Source organism: Pseudomonas sp. Pme6b (genome assembly GCF_058129925.1).
On the sequence record NZ_CM176704.1, the window covers coordinates 2459599 to 2477177 of the forward strand.

Genomic DNA, 17579 nt, shown 5'->3' on the forward strand with positions numbered 1-17579 from the left:
GATCCGCCCCTTTTATGAAAATGGCCTGTCATGCACAACGATTCGATCATCCCTGAAAAAATTACCGGCAAAGAACCGGCGCCGACAGGGACCCAGACTCTGCTGCGCGGGCTTGGCGTGGTGCAGGCGGTGGCCGGTGGTGCACGGGACCTGAAGGAAATCGCCCGGCTGATCGGTACCACGCGCAGCACCACTCACCGTCTGGCCAGTTGCCTGGTCGAAGAGCGCTACCTTCGGGTGGTGCCTCAAGTGGGTTATCTGCTCGGGCCGAAACTTATCGAGCTGGGGTTTCAGGCGCGCGAAGAAGTGCCACTGGCAATTCTCGCCCGGCCATATCTGGATCGGCTGTCGGAGCTGACGGGCGATACGGTGCATCTGGCGGTGCGGGAAGGGGACGACGTGCTTTATCTGCACAAGAACCCTGGTCGCAATGGCCCGGAAATGCGCTCGCGGGTCGGGCATCGCATGCCGCTGGTGCGAACCGGTATCGGCAAGGCGTTGCTGCTGGGCAGCGGGTTGCCGGAGTGGCAGCGCTTGTATGACGCTAGCATGCCGAGCAGTGGCAGGAATCCGCTATGGCCTGCTCATGAGCAGCAAACCTGGGAGCAGTTGCAGGCGCGAAGGGAAGAATACGTGCAGGGAGGGTATGCGTTCGATCTGGAGGACAACGAACCGTCGATCCGTTGCGTTGCAGCGCCGGTACGTGATGCCAGCAAACAGATTGTTGCCGGCATCAGTGTCGCCAGTACCGTGCCCTACATGCCGCTGGAGAAGATGGCCGAGCTGGTTCCGCTGATCAAGCAGATAGCAGCGGAACTCTCGGCCGATCTCGGCGGCTGATTCGCAGTGAATCAGGCCTGCAGCGTGGCCATGTCGATCACGAAGCGGTATTTCACGTCACCGGCCAGCATGCGCTCGTAGGCTTCGTTGATGTTGCGGATATCGAGCATTTCGATGTCGCAGGTGATGTCGTTCTCGGCGCAGAAATCCAGTACTTCCTGAGTTTCTGCGATGCCGCCGATCAGCGATCCGGCCAATACGCGACGGCTCATCACCAGGTGGGCTGCATGGACTGGCGGCTCGACCGGCTCGATCAGACCGACCAGAATGTGCACGCCGTCAAAACGCAGCGTTTCCAGGTAGGGGTTCAGGTCATGCTGGACCGGAATGGTGTCGAGCAGGAAGTCGAAATGACCGGCAGCGGCTTTCATCTGTTCAGCGTCGGTGGAAACGATCACATGATCTGCACCCTGACGACGTGCTTCCTGAGCCTTGGCTGCGGAGCGGGTGAACAGGGTCACTTCAGCGCCCATTGCCTTGGCGAACTTGATGCCCATGTGGCCCAGACCACCCATGCCCAGAATGCCGACCTTGTCGCCAGCCTTTACACCGTAGTGCTTGAGCGGCGAATAAGTGGTGATGCCTGCGCAAAGGATTGGCGCAGCAGCGGCCGGGTCGAGTTTCTCTGGAATGCGCACAACGAAATGCTCGGCGACCACGATGCTGTTGGAGTAGCCACCCATGGTGTTGCTGCCGTCCACGCGGTCAGGCGTGGCGTAGGTCATGGTCGGACCTTCCAGGCAATACTGCTCGAGATCCGATTTACAGGCCGAGCACTCGCGGCACGAGTCGACCATGCAGCCAACACCGACCAGATCGCCGACCTTGTATTTGCTGGCGTTGGCACCAGTGGCGGTCACGCGACCGACAATTTCATGGCCAGGCATCAGCGGGTAGACGGCGATGCCCCATTCGTTGCGCGCCTGGTGAATGTCGGAGTGGCAGACGCCGCAGTAGAGGATTTCGATGGCAACGTCGTCGGCACGCGGAGCGCGACGTTCGAAGGTCATCGGGGCGAGGGGGGCGGTAGCGGACTGTGCGGCATAACCGATAGCTGTGTACATGTTTGACCTCGCAAGGTGTTACGGAATAGAGGCGGTCAATTGTCCTGATATGCGTCCCGCACGGCTATGGTGAATCCTACGTGTTTCATGCCTATTCCTCCGACCTGGCGTTTCAGGGTCGGCTATGAAGCGCAAATCTGCGATGATAGAGCTGTCTGTTTCTCTGTCAGGCTGTTCCCATGACGTTACCTGTTGTTATTGATGGCAATGCCACGCTTGTCTCCTTGATCCAGCCGCTGGCAGTGCGTCCCGGCTTTGTGGCGACGCATTTGCCCGAGGTTCGTGTGCTTTCGGCGTTCGGCTATGTCGCCAGCAGCCCGCAGATTTACGAGCCGAGCCTGATGATTGTCGTGCAAGGCAGCAAGGTCGCCTGCCTGGGGCCGCGTACGTTTGAGTATGGCACCGGGCATTACCTGATTCAGGCGCTTTCTGTGCCGTTCAAATGTGAGACCTTCGCCACCCCGGACAAGCCGCTGTATGGCGTGTCGGTAGCCATCGACCGCGTGCTGCTTGGCGAGTTGGTGCAAGCGATGGGCCCGGCCAGCGGCCAGGAAAGCCAGATGCAGACTCCGGAGTCGATGACCTCGGTACGTATCGACTCTGCGATGCGTGACAGCGTCGAACGCCTGCTGCGTTGTCTGCACGATTCGCTGGAGTGTCAGGCGATGGGGCAATCAAGGATTCGCGAGGTGCTGTACAGCGCGCTGCGTGGACCGCAATCAGGGGTATTGCGTGCGCTGGTCGAACAGCAGGGGCAATTCGCACGGATTGCCTCGGCGGTAACCTATCTGCATGAGCACTATGATCACGCGCTTAACGTCGACACGCTGGCCAGTTGCGCAAACATGAGTACCTCGACCTTTCACGAGCACTTCAAACGCAGCACCCTGTTGTCACCGGTGCAGTACCTCAAACGTCTGCGCCTGCTCAAGGCCCAGCAATTGCTGGTGGCCGACGGGCTGAATGTGTCGCAGGTCGCGCTCAGGGTGGGCTATCAGAGTGCGTCGCAGTTCAGCCGTGAATACAAGCGCTACTTTGAACGCAGTCCGGGAGAAGAGGGCTGTAGGGTTTAGCGGCAAGCTACAAGCGGCAAGATCAGGGCCTGTAGCTTGCCGCCGCCTTACATGTTCGGGTATGTCGGCCCGCCAGCGCCTTCCGGTGCAACCCAGGTAATGTTCTGCGAAGGGTCCTTGATGTCGCAGGTCTTGCAGTGCACGCAGTTCTGCGCGTTGATCTGAAAGCGCTTTTCGCCATCTTCTTTAGTGATGACTTCATACACGCCAGCCGGGCAATAGCGCTGTGCCGGTTCGTCGTACAGCGGCAGGTTCTTGCTGATCGGGATGCTCGGATCGGTCAGCTTCAGGTGGCAGGGTTGTTCCTCTTCATGGTTGGTGCTGGAGAGGAATACCGAACTGAGCTTGTCGAAGCTGAGCTTGCCGTCGGGTTTCGGGTAATCGATTTTCTTTGAGTCCGCTGCCAGCTTGAGGCAGGCGTAGTCCGGCGTGGTGTCGTGCAGCGTGAACGGCAGCTTGCCACCGAAAATGTTCTGATCGATGAAGTTGAAGGCACCACCCTTGATAGCGCCGTATTTGTGGATCGCCACGCCAAAGTTGCGGCTGGCGAACAGCTCTGCATGCAGCCAGCTGGCCTTGAAGGCATCGACGTAGGAGGTCAGCACGTCGCCGCCTTCCTTGCCGGCGAACAGGGCATCTGCCACCGAATCGGCTGCGAGCATGCCGGACTTCATTGCCGTGTGGCTGCCCTTGATCTTGGCGAAGTTCAGGGTGCCCAGGTCGCAACCGATCAACGCGCCGCCAGGGAATACCATCTTCGGCAGCGAGTTCAGGCCGCCCTTGGCAATGGCGCGTGCGCCGTAGCTGATGCGTTTGCCGCCTTCAAGGTACTGCTTGATGACCGGGTGGTGCTTGTAGCGCTGGAATTCGTCGAACGGCGACAGGTACGGGTTGCTGTATGACAGGTCGACGATCAGGCCGACTACCACCTGATTGTTCTCCAGGTGGTACAGGAACGAGCCGCCCGGATTGGCATCGTCCAGCGGCCAGCCTGCGGTGTGCACCACCAGGCCCTGTTCATGCTTCGCCGGGTCGACTTCCCAGATTTCCTTCAGGCCGATGGCGTAATGCTGTACATCGGCTTCGTCATCGAGATTGAAGCGCTTGAGCAATTGCTTGCCGATGTGACCGCGGCAGCCTTCGGCGAACAGCGTGTACTTGGCGCGCAGTTCCATGCCGGGGGCGTACAGGCCTTCCTTGGGGTTGCCTTCGCGGTCGACACCCAGATCGCCGGTGACGATACCGCGCACCACGCCGTTTTCGTCGAACAGTGCTTCCTGAGCGGCAAAGCCCGGGTAGATTTCCACACCAAGGTTTTCAGCCTGCTGGGCGAGCCAGCGGCACAGATTGCCCAGGGATATGATGTAGTTGCCCTGGTTGTGCATGGTCTTGGGGACGAAAAAGTCCGGAATTTTCTGCGCCTTTTCGGCGTCGCGCAGGACGTAGATGTCATCACGCTTGACGGGTGTATTGAGCGGAGCGCCCAATTCCTGCCAGTTTGGAAACAGCTCGTTCAGTGCGCGCGGTTCAAACACGGCACCGGACAGAATGTGTGCGCCGACTTCGGAGCCTTTTTCCACCACGCAGACGCTGATTTCCTGCCCGGCTTCAGTGGCCTTCTGTTTAAGGCGGCAAGCGGCAGAAAGCCCGGAAGGGCCGGCTCCGACGATGACGACGTCGAATTCCATGTATTCGCGTTCCACAGGCTATCTCCTACTTTCAAGGCTCACGGTATTTTTATGGGCGCTGCTTTATGAGTCGCTGCAGGCCGACACAGGAGGTGTTGGGCACCACCCGTCTTTTAATGGCACGCATTATATCTACACCACTGCATGGGTCCAATACAAACGTTTGTTTGAATTGCCCGCAGCCCAGATAAATCAAAGACACCGGACTCGGAACTGGCCGATTTGGCGTATTGACCGGAAAAGGCGTTGCGGTCAATATACGGGCGGTTTTGCGTTTGCCGTAGGCTGAAACGAGGCACCTGCGTTGCAGGAAGTCTCTCAAAAGGCATCAGGCGGACGCGGTGCAGGCAACAGGTCAACGTCGCACGGCGCATTTTACACACCCTGCCGCTGCTTGACGGGTGACTCCCGGCTTTTATATGGCTTTTTGAAGTCGCCCGGACGGCCTGCGCGCATTGCGATTGCTTGTTGAGGACACATATCGATCGTCTGGTATCGCCAGGCGACTTCTTTTCACCGGAGAGTGAGGAATCCATGAAGGTTCTTGTAGCTGTCAAACGAGTGGTCGACTACAACGTCAAGGTTCGCGTCAAGGCGGACAACTCCGGCGTCGATCTTGCCAACGTCAAAATGTCCATGAACCCGTTCTGCGAAATCGCTGTTGAAGAAGCGGTGCGCTTGAAAGAGAAGGGCGTGGCAACGGAAATCGTGGTCGTCACCATTGGTCCTACCACTGCTCAGGAGCAACTGCGTACCGCCCTGGCGCTGGGTGCCGACCGCGCCGTGCTGGTCGAGTCTACCGAAGAACTGACCTCTCTGGCCGTGGCCAAGCTGCTCAAGGCAGTGGTCGACAAGGAACAGCCACAGCTGGTGATCCTTGGCAAACAGGCCATCGACAGTGATAACAACCAGACCGGCCAGATGCTGGCCGCACTGAGCGGCTACCCGCAAGGTACGTTCGCCTCGAAGGTTGAAGTCTCCGGTGACAAGGTTGCCGTGACCCGTGAGATCGACGGCGGTCTGCAGACTGTTTCCCTGAGCCTGCCAGCGATCGTGACCACGGACCTGCGTCTGAACGAGCCACGCTACGCTTCGCTGCCCAACATCATGAAAGCCAAGAAGAAGCCGCTTGAAGTGCTGACCCCGGATGCACTGGGCGTTTCCACGGCCTCGACCAACAAGACCCTCAAGGTTGAAGCACCGGCTGCACGCAGCGCGGGCATCAAGGTCAAATCGGTGGCTGAACTGGTCGAGAAACTGAAAAACGAAGCGAAGGTAATCTAAATGACGATCCTGGTTATCGCTGAACACGACAATGCGACCGTAGCCCCGGCTACGCTCAATACCCTGGCTGCCGCGCAGAAGATCGGCGGTGACATCCACTTGCTGGTTGCCGGTTCAGGCGTAAGTGCCGTTGCCGACGCCGCCGCCAAAATTGCCGGCGTGGCGAAAGTGCTGGTGGCCGACAACGCTGCCTATGCACATCAATTGCCTGAAAACGTTGCGCCACTGGTCGTAGAGCTGGTTGCGGGCCATAGTCACGTTCTGGCCGCTGCAACCTCCAACGGCAAGAACGTCCTGCCTCGCGTTGCTGCGCAGCTGGATGTCGACCAGATATCCGAGATCGTTTCGGTGGTCTCGGCCGACACCTTCACCCGCCCGATCTACGCCGGTAACGCCATTGCCACCGTGCAGTCCACTGCCGCGATCAAGGTCATCACCGTGCGTGCCACCGGTTTCGATCCGGTCGCTGCCGAGGGTGGTTCGGCTTCTATCGAAGCGGTTTCGGCTGCTCACGATGCGGGCAAGTCCAGCTTCGTTGGCGAAGAACTGGCCAAATCCGATCGTCCAGAACTGACAGCGGCCAAGATCGTCGTATCCGGCGGTCGTGGCATGCAGAACGGCGACAACTTCAAGCACCTGTACACGCTGGCCGACAAACTCGGTGCTGCAGTGGGTGCTTCCCGTGCTGCGGTCGATGCCGGTTTTGTGCCCAACGACATGCAGGTCGGCCAGACCGGCAAGATCGTTGCGCCTCAGCTGTATATTGCTGTCGGTATTTCCGGTGCCATTCAGCATCTGGCCGGCATGAAAGACTCCAAGGTGATCGTTGCGATCAACAAGGATGAGGAAGCTCCGATCTTCCAGGTGGCCGATTACGGGCTGGTGGCTGATTTGTTCGAAGCCATTCCCGAGCTGGAGAAGCTGGTTTAAGCCACGCGCTTCCACTATAAAGAGAACCCGTTCCGTTCGGGGTTTGTGTGCCGGCAGATTGTTTGCGGTACATAGCCCCGGATCGAGCGGGTTTTTTATCGGGTATCAAAGGACTTTTCATGGTGCATCCCCGGCTGCTGTCTTCGCTTTTTCTCGGGCTGGTCATGCTGCCGACGCTTTCATTCGCGGCAGGCAAGTGCGAGCGTCTGATTGTGACCGGCAGTCCGGACGCGCCGCCTTATTTATGGCGTGACCCTCAGGATCCACGCCATCTGATGGGTGCCAATGCCGATCTGCTCACACAGGCAGCAGGTGAGCTGGGTATCAAGGTCGAGTTCCTGTACGGCGGCAAACGCAGTCAGGCACTTGAAGAGGTGCGCACCGGACGCATGGATCTGTTGGCGGACGCGCCGTTCAATGCAGCGCAACTTGAGTCGCTTGATTACATTCACCCGCCGATCGTGCAGAACGACATCATGGTGTGGACGCGCCACGATCACAGCGTACCGTTCAATACCCTGGATGAGCTGCACGACCATCCTGGCGCCATGTCGGAAAAGACCCGATTGACGCCTTCATTCGAGGCTGCGGCCAAGCAGCATTTGAGCCTGACACGCCTGCCAGGCCTGACCCCGGCTTTTCAGAAGCTGGCGCTGGGTGAGGTGGATTACGTGCTTGCCGGTCGTTACGCCGGGATGGTCATGGTGCAGACGCTGGGTCTTTCTGCAGACCTGGCTGCGCAACCCTTGCCGGTCGATACACCCGGGTTTTATCTGGCGTTGTCGTTCAATTCGGCCTGCAACGAACCATGGTTGCGCGGACAACTGGCGAAAAAGATGACAGAATCGGCCGCCTCCGGCCTTGCGGGTGATGTCATCAGGCACAACCTGGAGTTGTGGAAAGCCCAGCTGTTGCAACCTGCCAGCGCCAGCGCACCAGACAAGTAGGGATGTTTTTGTGAGTATTCGTTTTTCAATCGCCGTCATGGCCATCGCCACGCTGGCTGGCTGCGCCAGCGACCCGCTACCGACCGAGCAGTTCAAGCTGACCGAGCAGGCGCTGGAGCAGGCCAAAGCCGTTGGCGCGGGTGATGATCAGCCCGAGATGGAAGTTGCTCTGGCCCGCTTTGCCGAAGCTCGCGCCTCCATGGCGACCCACGCCTACAAGGACGCGCGCATGAAAGCCGAGCAGGCCGAGCTTGATGCCCGGCTGGCAGAGGCCCGAGTGCTCACCCTCAAGAGTCAGGAGCAGGTCAATCAGTTGAATACCCGCCTCAATCGGTTACGCAAGCAACTGGGAGAGGCACAATGAACCGTTTTCCGCGTGTACTGAGTGTGTGCCTGTTGCTGGGTTCGGCTGGCCTTTACGGGTGTGCCGGTCATCAGGACAGCGGGCAGGCCTTGCAGCAGGCCAGTGCCGACTTCCAGAAGGTCAAGGAAGATACCGATGTGTTGCGCAGCGCGCCCAAGGATGTCATTCGCGCTGGCGAATCTCTGGCTCGCGCCGAGCGTCTGTCCAGCTATCTGGGAAGCGGTGCCGACGTCAGTCATTACGCCTACCTCAGCAGCCGCTACAGCGAGATCGCACGTGAGCACAGCAATCTGATGCTGAGCCAGGAGCGCCTGGCGAAAATGGACATGGAGCGCCAGCGTCTGCAATTGGCGCTGCGTGAGGCCAAGCTGGCCAGTGCCCAGCAGCAGGGGCGCTGGCTGGAAGATCAGATCCTCAGTCTGGCCACCACCGAGACCGATCGCGGGCTGGTCATGACGTTGGGAGATGTGCTGTTCGACGCCGGCCACGCCGAGCTGAAAAGCTCGGCCAGTCGCACCATTCTCAAGGTTGTGCAGTTTTTGCAGATCAATCCGCGTCGAGTGGTCCGGATCGAGGGCTACACCGACAGCACAGGTGACCGTCAGGAGAATCTGAAGCTGTCGAAGGATCGTGCACAAGCAGTCGCAGACGTTCTGATGGATCTGGGTGTCGATGAAAAACGTATACATGTCGAGGGCTACGGTCAGCAGTTCCCGGTGAACGCCAACGCCTCCGAGCGCGGGCGCGCGCAAAATCGCCGTGTGGAAATTGTTTTTTCTGATGAAAAGGGTCAGTTAGGCGCAGCGCGCTGATAAAAACTTTTCAAAAAGCCCGACGCCGGAAACGGTCTCGGGCTTTTTTGGCTTTAAAGGCTTTGCACATGGCGTTTTCAGCCGCGTTTATTTTCGTGCAGCGGTCGTGACCGCTGGCTTGAACGTAAACTGTTCCCGTACACTTCTGGACTGTGCCGGTTATTCCGTATCTGTATTTTTAAAAACAATAAATCACCGGTCTTTTCGAGGCTGTGTCATGACCAATCTTTTGCTCTATCAGCGTATCGCCCAGCAGCTTGCCGAAGATATTCGTCGTGGGGTGTATCAACCCGGTGAGCGTGTGCCTTCGGTTCGCAAGATGAGTTCGCAGCTCAATGTCAGCCATGCGACGGTATTGCAGGCTTATGCGAACCTTGAAGATCAAGGGTTGATCCGGGCGCGTCCTCAGTCCGGCTACTATGTTCATCAAACCCCGGCACTTACGGCTTCGACCCCGGATATCGCGCGGGTCGAGCGGCCTGGTCTGGTCACGCGCAGCAGTATCATCCAGCAAGTGCTCGAGGAATCCCGACGCGAGGGCGTGTTTGCTCTGGGCGCCGCTGTGCCTCATGTGGACTACCTGCCGGTGCGTGCGCTGCATCAGCAATTAGCGAAAGTGACGCGTTTTCACAGCCCGCGGGCCTTCAGCTATATGTTCAGCCCGGGTTTCGAGCCGCTGCGCAGGCAGGTCGCCATCCGTATGCGCGACGCCGGCGTGGTGGTCGATCCGTCCGAGGTGGTGATCACTCACGGGTGCGTGGATGCACTGCAGATGACTCTTCGCGTGCTGACCCGGCCGGGTGACCTGATTGCTGCCGAGTCGCCTGCTTATTACGGGTTGTTGCAACTTGCCGACCTATTGGGCTTGAAAGTCATCGAAATCCCCAGCGACCCGGCCACCGGCATCAGTCTGGAGGCCTTGCAACTGGCGGCCAATCAATGGTCAATCAAAGCATTGGTACTGACTTCACGCCTGAGCAACCCACTGGGCGGCACCATGCCGGAGGAGCGGCAGAAGAACCTGCTGCGTCTGGCCTCGGACTTCGATATTCAAGTGGTTGAAGACGATGTCTACGGTGAGTTGATGTTCGAAGTCGGGAGGACCAAGGCGCTCAAGGCGTTCGATCGGCTGGGGAGGGTGATTTACTGTTCCAGCTTTTCCAAGACGCTGTCGCCCGGTGTACGCATCGGCTGGATCATCGCTGGCAAATACCAGGCAGAAATTCAACGTCTGCAGACTTTCAGCACGCATTCTGCATGCAGTGTTACGCAGATGGCGGTCGCCGCATACCTCGAAAACGGCGGTTACGATCGGCACTTACGTTTCATTCGCCTGGAATACCGCAAGAATCTCAGCGCCTTCCAATTGGCGGTGCAGCAGTTCTTTCCTGAGGGCACTCAGATGAGTCGCCCTGCGGGTGGGTTCATTCTGTGGGTTAGCCTGCCGGGCCGGGTCAATACTCAGGAGCTGCATGTTCGTGCGCTGGAGCAGGGTATCAGTATCGCGCCGGGGTTGATCTTCAGTAATACCGAGCAGTTCAATCATTGCATTCGCCTCAACTGCGGGATGCCTTGGAACAAAGAGGCTGAGCGGGCACTGATGACGCTGGGTATTCTGGCCAAGCAGTTGTGTCAGGAAGCGGTACATGTGTACTGAGTTGTAAAGATTTTTTGTCAATTGTTTTGAACTCTTGGCTTGTCAGGTTGGCCTCAAAAGCACAGCATGTGTTTCTTTTCCGGCTATTTGCCACTGTCTTGCCTGACTTTTTGCCTATGAATGTTTTTCGCTGTCTGGGATTGCTTGTCGTCGTGCTTCTGAGTGGTTGTGATGCTCAGGATCCTCCTGTGCCCAAGCCTAAAACCGAGGCGGTTATTACGGCTCCGGTCTCGCCTGAAGTGCACTTGAAGACCGAGGCTCCTGTGGAGGCGGTGGCGACGGATGCAAAACAGATAAAGGCACCCGATACCATGCATCAGTTGATGCCAGGTGTCCCGGTGGTGCCGGTAGTGGTGGGCAAGGAAAAATCACAACCATCAGCGCCTCCGGTGGCCAATGCGGCAGTTTCTGAAAAGTCGCCTTCGAAAGTAGCGGCGGCCAAGGCGCCTGTCAGCAAGCGCAAGAACGCCAAAGACGCCAAAACGGCCAGTGCCAAGGATGTGCGCATCAAGTCGCCAAAGCTCGACCTGAGTTTGCCGCCCGAGCTTGTCAAGGAGCTGGACCCGCCCGCCAATGTGATTACCAGCAAGCGCAAGCCGATATTGCCGCAGATGTTCAGCGACAAGGGGGCTTCGGCCAACCCCGGCCCCTTTGAGCTTGAAGGTCGATTGCTGACCAACGAAATGCAATTGCAGATGCGCAACGAAAACCGTCGCGATGTCGAAGGTGCTGCGCTGGATTTCAAATTCAAGCAGTAAGCCCTGCCTATCGTCCGATACGGCGTTTTCAAACAGACGTTTTGACGGTTAATATCCTTCCTCTTTTTCTATTTTTCAGTAAGGGTGTCTGGTCATGGACTGCCGTTCCGATTGTGGTGCGTGCTGCATAGCGCCTTCCATCACGTCTCCCATACCCGGCATGCCCGATGGAAAACCGGCATGTGAGCGATGCCTGCACTTGTCGGTCGAGCTTCTGTGCGCCTTGTTCGGCAGGCCCGAGCGCCCTGCGGTATGCAGTCAGTTCAAGGCGGCGGAAGATGTCTGCGGAGTCGATCAGGCGGATGCCATTCGCCTTATTGGCTGGTGGGAAAAAGCTACAGCAGTTGCATGAAAGGGCGGTTTTTGGGCGCTAGTGCTTTGTCGGAACTTCAAAACAAGGAATAAAACAATGAGTCCGCTGTATCGCATCGCTGTTGCTTGTGGTTTGACTGTAATGCTTGCCGGAACGGCGCAGGCTGACGACTGGAAAGTGGTCAAGAACGAGGATGGCATCAAGGTTTCGTTGAGTGATGTGCCTGGGTCCGATTACAAGGCCTATCAGGGCATTACGCTGATCAATGCCAGCGTGAGCAAGCTGCGTGCGCTTCAAGAGGATGTTGCGGGGGCCTGCGCCTGGATTCATGAGTGCAAGTTACAGAAGATACTCAAGCATGAAGGTAACAAGACCTGGACCTACAGCCAGTTCAACACGCCCTGGCCGGTGACGCCTCGTGACTCGGTGCTGTTGATCACTACTCAGGAGGGGGCTGACGGCAGTATTACCCGGAATCTTGAAGAGCAGCCCACGTACATTCCCGAGGAAAAGGGTTTCGTGCGTGTGACCGAGGTCAAGGGGTTCTGGAAGATGGTGCCCAAGGGGTCGAACCAGACTGAGGTGACTTATCAGGTTCACACCGAGCCGGGTGGTAGTGTGCCATCGATGCTGGCCAACAAGTTCGTTGTCGACGCGCCGTTCAATACGCTGAAAGCGCTCAGAGAGCGGGCTGCGCAGACGCAATAATCTGCAGTACGCAGTACGCACAAAAAAGGGCTGCCAGTGGCAGCCCTTTGTTTTTGCGTGTAACGCTTACTTGCGGTCTTGCAGGGCGACGATATCGCGTTGCACGTTGCCGGTGTAGAGCTGGCGAGGGCGACCGATCTTGTAAGGGCTGGAGAGCATTTCTTTCCAGTGCGAAATCCAGCCGACGGTCCGCGCCAGAGCGAAGATTACGGTGAACATGCTGGTCGGAATGCCGATGGCCTTGAGGATGATGCCTGAGTAGAAGTCGACGTTCGGGTACAGCGAGCGCTCGATGAAGTACGGGTCGGTCAGGGCGATCTCTTCGAGGCGCATGGCCAGTTCGAGCTGAGGATCGTTGGTGATACCCAGTTCCTTGAGCACTTCGTCGCAGGTCTGCTTCATCACGGTGGCACGCGGGTCACGGTTCTTGTAGACGCGGTGGCCGAAGCCCATGAGCTTGAACGGGTCGTTCTTGTCCTTGGCCTTGGCGATGAACTTGTCGATGTTCGACACGTCACCGATTTCATCCAGCATGGTCAGTACCGCTTCGTTGGCGCCGCCGTGGGCCGGGCCCCATAGCGCGGCGATGCCGGCAGCGATACAGGCAAACGGGTTGGCGCCCGAAGAGCCTGCCATGCGGACGGTGGATGTCGAGGCGTTCTGCTCGTGATCGGCGTGAAGGATGAAGATCTTGTCCATCGCCTTGGCCAGCACCGGGCTGATCGGTTTGATCTCGCACGGGGTGTTGAACATCATGTGCAGGAAGTTTTCGGCGTAGCTGAGGTCGTTGCGCGGGTACATCATGGGCTGGCCCATGGAGTACTTGTAGACCATCGCTGCCAGGGTCGGCATCTTGGCCACCAGGCGTACAGCGGAAATCTCGCGGTGCTGCGGGTTATTGATGTCCAGCGAGTCGTGGTAGAACGCTGACAGGGCACCGACTACGCCGCACATGACGGCCATCGGGTGGGCGTCGCGACGAAAGCCGTTGAAGAAGGTCTTGAGTTGCTCGTGAACCATCGTGTGGTTCTTGACCACGGCCACGAACTGGGCTTTCTGTTCGGCGGTCGGCAGTTCGCCGTTGAGCAGCAGGTAGCAGGTTTCGAGGTAATCGGACTGCTCGGCCAGTTGTTCGATCGGGTAGCCGCGGTGCAGCAGAATGCCATTGTCACCATCAATGTAGGTGATCTTCGAATCGCAAGAGGCCGTGGACATGAAGCCAGGGTCAAATGTGAAGCGGCCGGTGGCGGTCAGGCCGCGTACGTCGATCACGTCCGGACCCACTGTACCGGTCAGAATTGGCAGCTCGACGGGGGCTGCGCCCTCGATGATCAACTGCGCTTTTTTGTCAGCCATGTGGCCTCCTATTTATGCTTCAAATCATCAGACAGGCCCCCCACGCAGGGCCCGCATCACTATAGTGAGATAAATTCTAAAGTCAATTTGCCTAAAGTCGTGTTCCGCAAGGGCCCGCCGTGGATTTTTTCAGACCGTTTCCTGCCGTTTACGCCTTTTGTCCCGGCAACGCAATGCGCCATTGGCGGTAAGTCTGCGCGTTGTCATTAGTAACCTAACTGTCTATACTCGGCGTCCGACCGCCAAAGGCTTTTTGGCCTGTTTCAAGGGGGTCGTCACTTCCTGGGTGGTGGGTACCTGACCAGTGCACTTCCCAACAACTTGCCCTGATTGTTAGGGGCTCTTCAGTGTGAAAAAAAGCCGTGAATAGCCAACGACCTGTAAATCTAGACCTAAGGACCATCAAGCTCCCAGTCACCGCTTACACGTCCATCCTTCACCGCATCTCCGGTGTCATCCTCTTTGTCGGTATTGCAATCATGCTGTATGCAATGGACAAGTCGCTGGCGTCCGAAGAAGGGTTCGGTGAAGTCAAGGCGTGTCTGACCAGCCCGCTGGCCAAGCTGATCATCTGGGGGCTTCTGTCTGCCCTGCTGTATCACATGGTGGCCGGTATCCGTCACCTCATCATGGACTCCGGGGTAGGCGAGACGCTCGAAGGCGGCAAGCTGGGCTCCAAAATCGTTATCGCGGTTTCCGTGGTACTGATTCTTCTGGCGGGAGTATGGATATGGTAACCAACGTCACCAACCTTTCGCGTTCGGGCCTCTATGACTGGATGGCTCAGCGTGTTTCTGCGGTCGTGCTCGCGGCTTATTTCATATTCCTGATCGGATACATGGTCTTTCATCCGGGTCTGAGTTACGCCCAATGGCATGATCTGTTCGCACACAACGGAATGCGTATCTTCAGTCTGCTGGCCCTCGTTGCCCTTGGCGCTCACGCCTGGGTCGGCATGTGGACCATCGCGACCGACTACCTGACGCCGATGGCGCTGGGCAAGTCCGCCACTGCAGTACGTTTTCTGTTTCAGGCGGTATGCGGCGTTCTGATGTTCGCCTACTTCGTCTGGGGCGTGCAGATTCTTTGGGGTATCTGATTCATGGCTAACATAAATTCGCTTTCCTTCGACGCCATCATCATTGGTGGTGGCGGTGCCGGTATGCGCGCTGCCCTGCAGCTCGCTCAGGGCGGTCACAAGACTGCCGTGGTCACCAAGGTGTTTCCGACACGCTCGCACACCGTTTCTGCCCAGGGTGGCATCACCTGCGCAATTGCCTCTGCCGATCCGAACGATGACTGGCGCTGGCACATGTACGATACCGTCAAGGGTTCCGACTACATCGGTGACCAGGACGCTATCGAATACATGTGTTCCGTAGGCCCTGAAGCTGTTTTCGAACTCGAGCACATGGGCTTGCCGTTCTCCCGTACCGAACAGGGTCGCATCTACCAGCGTCCGTTTGGCGGTCAGTCCAAGGACTTCGGCAAGGGCGGTCAGGCTGCACGTACCTGTGCTGCTGCCGACCGTACCGGTCACGCACTGCTGCACACCCTGTATCAGGCCAACCTCAAGGCTGGCACCGTATTCCTCAACGAATACTACGGCGTGGATCTGGTCAAGAATCAGGACGGTGCCTTTGTCGGCATCATCGCCATCTGCATTGAAACCGGCGAAACTTCCTACATCCGTGCCAACGCTACCGTGCTGGCAACCGGCGGTGCAGGTCGTATCTACTCTTCGACCACCAACGCCCTGATCAATACCGGTGACGGTATCGGTATGGCACTGCGCGCCGGTGTCCCGGTTCAGGACATCGAAATGTGGCAGTTTCACCCGACCGGCATTGCCGGTGCAGGTGTACTGGTCACCGAAGGCTGCCGCGGTGAAGGCGGTTACCTGATCAACAAGCACGGCGAGCGTTTCATGGAGCGTTATGCTCCGAACGCCAAGGACCTTGCAGGTCGTGACGTGGTTGCGCGCTCCATGGTCAAGGAAATCATTGCCGGTAACGGCTGTGGTCCGGATGGCGACCATGTGATGCTCAAGCTCGATCACCTGGGCGAAGAAGTGTTGCACAGCCGTTTGCCAGGCATTATGGAGTTGTCCAAGACCTTCGCTCACGTCGACCCTGCAACAGCGCCGATTCCGGTAGTTCCTACCTGCCATTACATGATGGGCGGCGTTGCCACCAACATTCATGGTCAGGCGATCACTCAGGACGCCGCCGGTGTCGATCAGATCATTCCGGGTCTGTTCGCGGTAGGTGAAGTGGCTTGCGTATCGGTTCACGGTGCCAACCGCCTGGGCGGCAACTCGTTGCTCGATCTGGTGGTGTTCGGTCGCGCTGCGGGTATCCACCTGGAGAAAGCGCTGAGCGAAGGTATCGACTACGCCCGTGCTTCCGAGTCCGACATCGATGCTGCGCTGGCACGCGTTGCCGGCCTGAACGAGCGCACTACCGGCGAAGACGTCGCCACGCTGCGTAAAGAGCTGCAAAGCTGCATGCAGAACTACTTCGGTGTGTTCCGCACCGGCGAATACATGCAGAAGGGTATTGCTCAGCTGGCTGACCTGCGCGTGCGTATCGCCAACGTCAAGATCAATGACAAGAGCCAGGCATTCAATACCGCCCGTATCGAAGCGCTTGAACTGCAAAACCTGCTGGAAGTTGCCGAAGCCACGGCGATCGCCGCAGAGCATCGTAAAGAGTCCCGCGGCGCTCACGCCCGTGAAGACTTTGAAGATCGCGATGACGAGAACTGGTTGTGCCACACCCTGTATTTCCCGGGTGACAAGCGCGTGACCAAGCGTGCCGTGAACTTCTCGCCGAAGACTGTTCCGACTTTTGAACCTAAGATTCGGACTTATTAAGGGGTGACCGATATGTTGCAAGTCAGTGTTTATCGTTACAACCCTGAGCAGGACGCCACGCCGTTCATGCAGGAGTTTCAGGTCGATACCGGTGGCAAGGACCTGATGGTGCTGGACGTGCTCGCCCTGGTCAAAGAACAGGATCAAGGCTTCTCTTACCGTCGTTCGTGCCGCGAAGGCGTGTGCGGTTCCGATGGCATGAACATCAATGGCAAGAACGGTCTGGCCTGCATCACGCCGCTGTCTGCCGTTGTTGCCAAGAACAGGCTGATCGTACGTCCGCTGCCTGGTTTGCCGGTCATTCGTGACCTGGTCGTCGATATGAGCATCTTCTACAAGCAGTACGAGAAGGTGAAGCCGTTCCTGCAGAATGACACGCCGGCTCCGGCCATCGAACGTCTGCAAACTCCGGAAGAGCGCGAAAAGCTCGATGGTCTGTACGAGTGCATTCTGTGCGCTTGCTGCTCGACTTCCTGCCCGTCCTTCTGGTGGAACCCCGACAAGTTCCTGGGTCCTGCTGCGCTGCTGCAAGCCTACCGTTTCCTGGCTGACAGCCGTGACACCCGCACCAATGAACGTCTGGCTTCGCTTGATGATCCGTTCAGCGTGTTCCGCTGCCGCGGCATCATGAACTGCGTCAACGTGTGCCCGAAAGGCCTTAACCCAACCAAGGCTATCGGTCACGTGCGCAACATGTTGTTGCAAAGCGGCGTCTGATTGATCGTTTTATCTGTTACACCGTTGCACTGAAGTGGCTGCGGCGCAGGCTTCAACCGGCGCCGTAGTTTTAACCTGAGCAGTAGCTCGCAAAGCTGCCGCTCTTATTTTGAAGAAATGAGACCAGCAGGGGCATCCGGGCTGGTACCCGGACTATCTGCGTGATCCCTGGTGACTTGATACAGTCGCTGCA

Annotated in this window: 18 protein-coding genes; 15 read left to right on the forward strand and 3 right to left on the reverse strand. The window is 58.0% G+C overall.

The genetic code is table 11. The annotated features are described in order from the left end of the window. Positions 1–30: 30 nt before the first annotated feature. Entirely contained in the window at positions 31–840 is an 810-nt protein-coding gene (locus tag AC4ANE_RS11085) for an IclR family transcriptional regulator (RefSeq protein ID WP_031594914.1), read from the forward strand. Positions 841–851: 11 nt separating this feature from the next. On the opposite strand, the gene AC4ANE_RS11090 is transcribed toward AC4ANE_RS11085, so the two are convergent. Beyond that, positions 852–1904, reverse strand: coding sequence for an NAD(P)-dependent alcohol dehydrogenase (locus AC4ANE_RS11090; RefSeq protein WP_031594913.1), 1053 nt, complete (start codon positions 1902–1904; stop codon positions 852–854). A 179-nt stretch (positions 1905–2083) separates the two neighbouring features. On the opposite strand from AC4ANE_RS11090, the gene AC4ANE_RS11095 reads away from it, so the two are divergent. After that, positions 2084–2977, forward strand: coding sequence for an AraC family transcriptional regulator (locus AC4ANE_RS11095; protein ID WP_002552964.1), 894 nt, complete (start codon positions 2084–2086; stop codon positions 2975–2977). A 47-nt stretch (positions 2978–3024) separates the two neighbouring features. Here AC4ANE_RS11095 and AC4ANE_RS11100 read toward each other — a convergent pair whose 3' ends face one another. Beyond that, positions 3025–4680 (reverse strand): electron transfer flavoprotein-ubiquinone oxidoreductase, encoded by a 1656-nt coding sequence (locus tag AC4ANE_RS11100; RefSeq protein ID WP_460408923.1) that lies wholly within the window; start codon positions 4678–4680, stop codon positions 3025–3027. Positions 4681–5199: 519 nt separating this feature from the next. Between AC4ANE_RS11100 and AC4ANE_RS11105 the strand changes: the two genes are divergently transcribed. The 9 genes from AC4ANE_RS11105 to AC4ANE_RS11145 all read left to right on the forward strand — a co-directional run bounded on the left by AC4ANE_RS11105 (position 5200) and on the right by AC4ANE_RS11145 (position 12438). Continuing rightward, on the forward strand, positions 5200–5949 hold the full coding sequence (locus AC4ANE_RS11105) for an electron transfer flavoprotein subunit beta/FixA family protein (RefSeq protein ID WP_002552966.1): 750 nt from the start codon (positions 5200–5202) through the stop codon (positions 5947–5949). Further along, positions 5950–6879: an electron transfer flavoprotein subunit alpha/FixB family protein gene (locus tag AC4ANE_RS11110; RefSeq protein ID WP_002552967.1), complete on the forward strand. Its 930-nt coding sequence runs from the start codon at positions 5950–5952 to the stop codon at positions 6877–6879. Between the two features lie 119 nt (positions 6880–6998). Beyond that, positions 6999–7826 carry a substrate-binding periplasmic protein gene (locus tag AC4ANE_RS11115; RefSeq protein WP_031594912.1) on the forward strand — a complete coding sequence of 276 codons (828 nt, stop codon included), beginning with the start codon at positions 6999–7001 and terminating at the stop codon, positions 7824–7826. 10 nt (positions 7827–7836) lie between these two features. After that, on the forward strand, positions 7837–8190 hold the full coding sequence (locus tag AC4ANE_RS11120; protein ID WP_004658957.1) for a DUF4398 domain-containing protein: 354 nt from the start codon (positions 7837–7839) through the stop codon (positions 8188–8190). Beyond that, entirely contained in the window at positions 8187–9002 is an 816-nt protein-coding gene (locus AC4ANE_RS11125; protein ID WP_031594911.1) for an OmpA family protein, read from the forward strand. The genes AC4ANE_RS11120 and AC4ANE_RS11125 overlap by 4 nt, the downstream gene beginning before the upstream one ends. A gap of 217 nt (positions 9003–9219) precedes the next feature. Then, positions 9220–10659, forward strand: coding sequence for an aminotransferase-like domain-containing protein (locus AC4ANE_RS11130; protein WP_002552970.1), 1440 nt, complete (start codon positions 9220–9222; stop codon positions 10657–10659). Between the two features lie 116 nt (positions 10660–10775). Beyond that, on the forward strand, positions 10776–11417 hold the full coding sequence (locus AC4ANE_RS11135; protein WP_002552971.1) for a hypothetical protein: 642 nt from the start codon (positions 10776–10778) through the stop codon (positions 11415–11417). A gap of 94 nt (positions 11418–11511) precedes the next feature. Next, the gene (locus AC4ANE_RS11140) at positions 11512–11769 is read left to right on the forward strand and encodes a YkgJ family cysteine cluster protein (protein WP_002552972.1); all 258 of its coding nucleotides are present in this window, start codon (positions 11512–11514) and stop codon (positions 11767–11769) included. 57 nt (positions 11770–11826) lie between these two features. After that, positions 11827–12438: an START domain-containing protein gene (locus AC4ANE_RS11145; protein WP_002552973.1), complete on the forward strand. Its 612-nt coding sequence runs from the start codon at positions 11827–11829 to the stop codon at positions 12436–12438. A gap of 66 nt (positions 12439–12504) precedes the next feature. On the opposite strand, the gene gltA is transcribed toward AC4ANE_RS11145, so the two are convergent. After that, positions 12505–13794 (reverse strand): citrate synthase, encoded by a 1290-nt coding sequence (gene gltA / locus AC4ANE_RS11150; protein ID WP_002552974.1) that lies wholly within the window; start codon positions 13792–13794, stop codon positions 12505–12507. A 362-nt stretch (positions 13795–14156) separates the two neighbouring features. Here gltA and sdhC point away from each other — a divergent pair, with 362 nt between their 5' ends. The 4 genes from sdhC to AC4ANE_RS11170 are packed head-to-tail and all read left to right on the forward strand — an operon-like array spanning position 14157 to position 17386. After that, positions 14157–14531, forward strand: coding sequence for a succinate dehydrogenase, cytochrome b556 subunit (sdhC, locus tag AC4ANE_RS11155; protein WP_002552975.1), 375 nt, complete (start codon positions 14157–14159; stop codon positions 14529–14531). Beyond that, on the forward strand, positions 14525–14893 hold the full coding sequence (sdhD, locus tag AC4ANE_RS11160) for a succinate dehydrogenase, hydrophobic membrane anchor protein (protein ID WP_003382006.1): 369 nt from the start codon (positions 14525–14527) through the stop codon (positions 14891–14893). Before sdhC ends, sdhD begins: the two co-directional genes overlap by 7 nt. A gap of 3 nt (positions 14894–14896) precedes the next feature. Further along, positions 14897–16669: a succinate dehydrogenase flavoprotein subunit gene (gene sdhA, locus AC4ANE_RS11165; protein WP_002552976.1), complete on the forward strand. Its 1773-nt coding sequence runs from the start codon at positions 14897–14899 to the stop codon at positions 16667–16669. A gap of 12 nt (positions 16670–16681) precedes the next feature. Further along, positions 16682–17386 (forward strand): succinate dehydrogenase iron-sulfur subunit, encoded by a 705-nt coding sequence (locus AC4ANE_RS11170; protein ID WP_002552977.1) that lies wholly within the window; start codon positions 16682–16684, stop codon positions 17384–17386. Positions 17387–17579 lie beyond the last annotated feature (193 nt).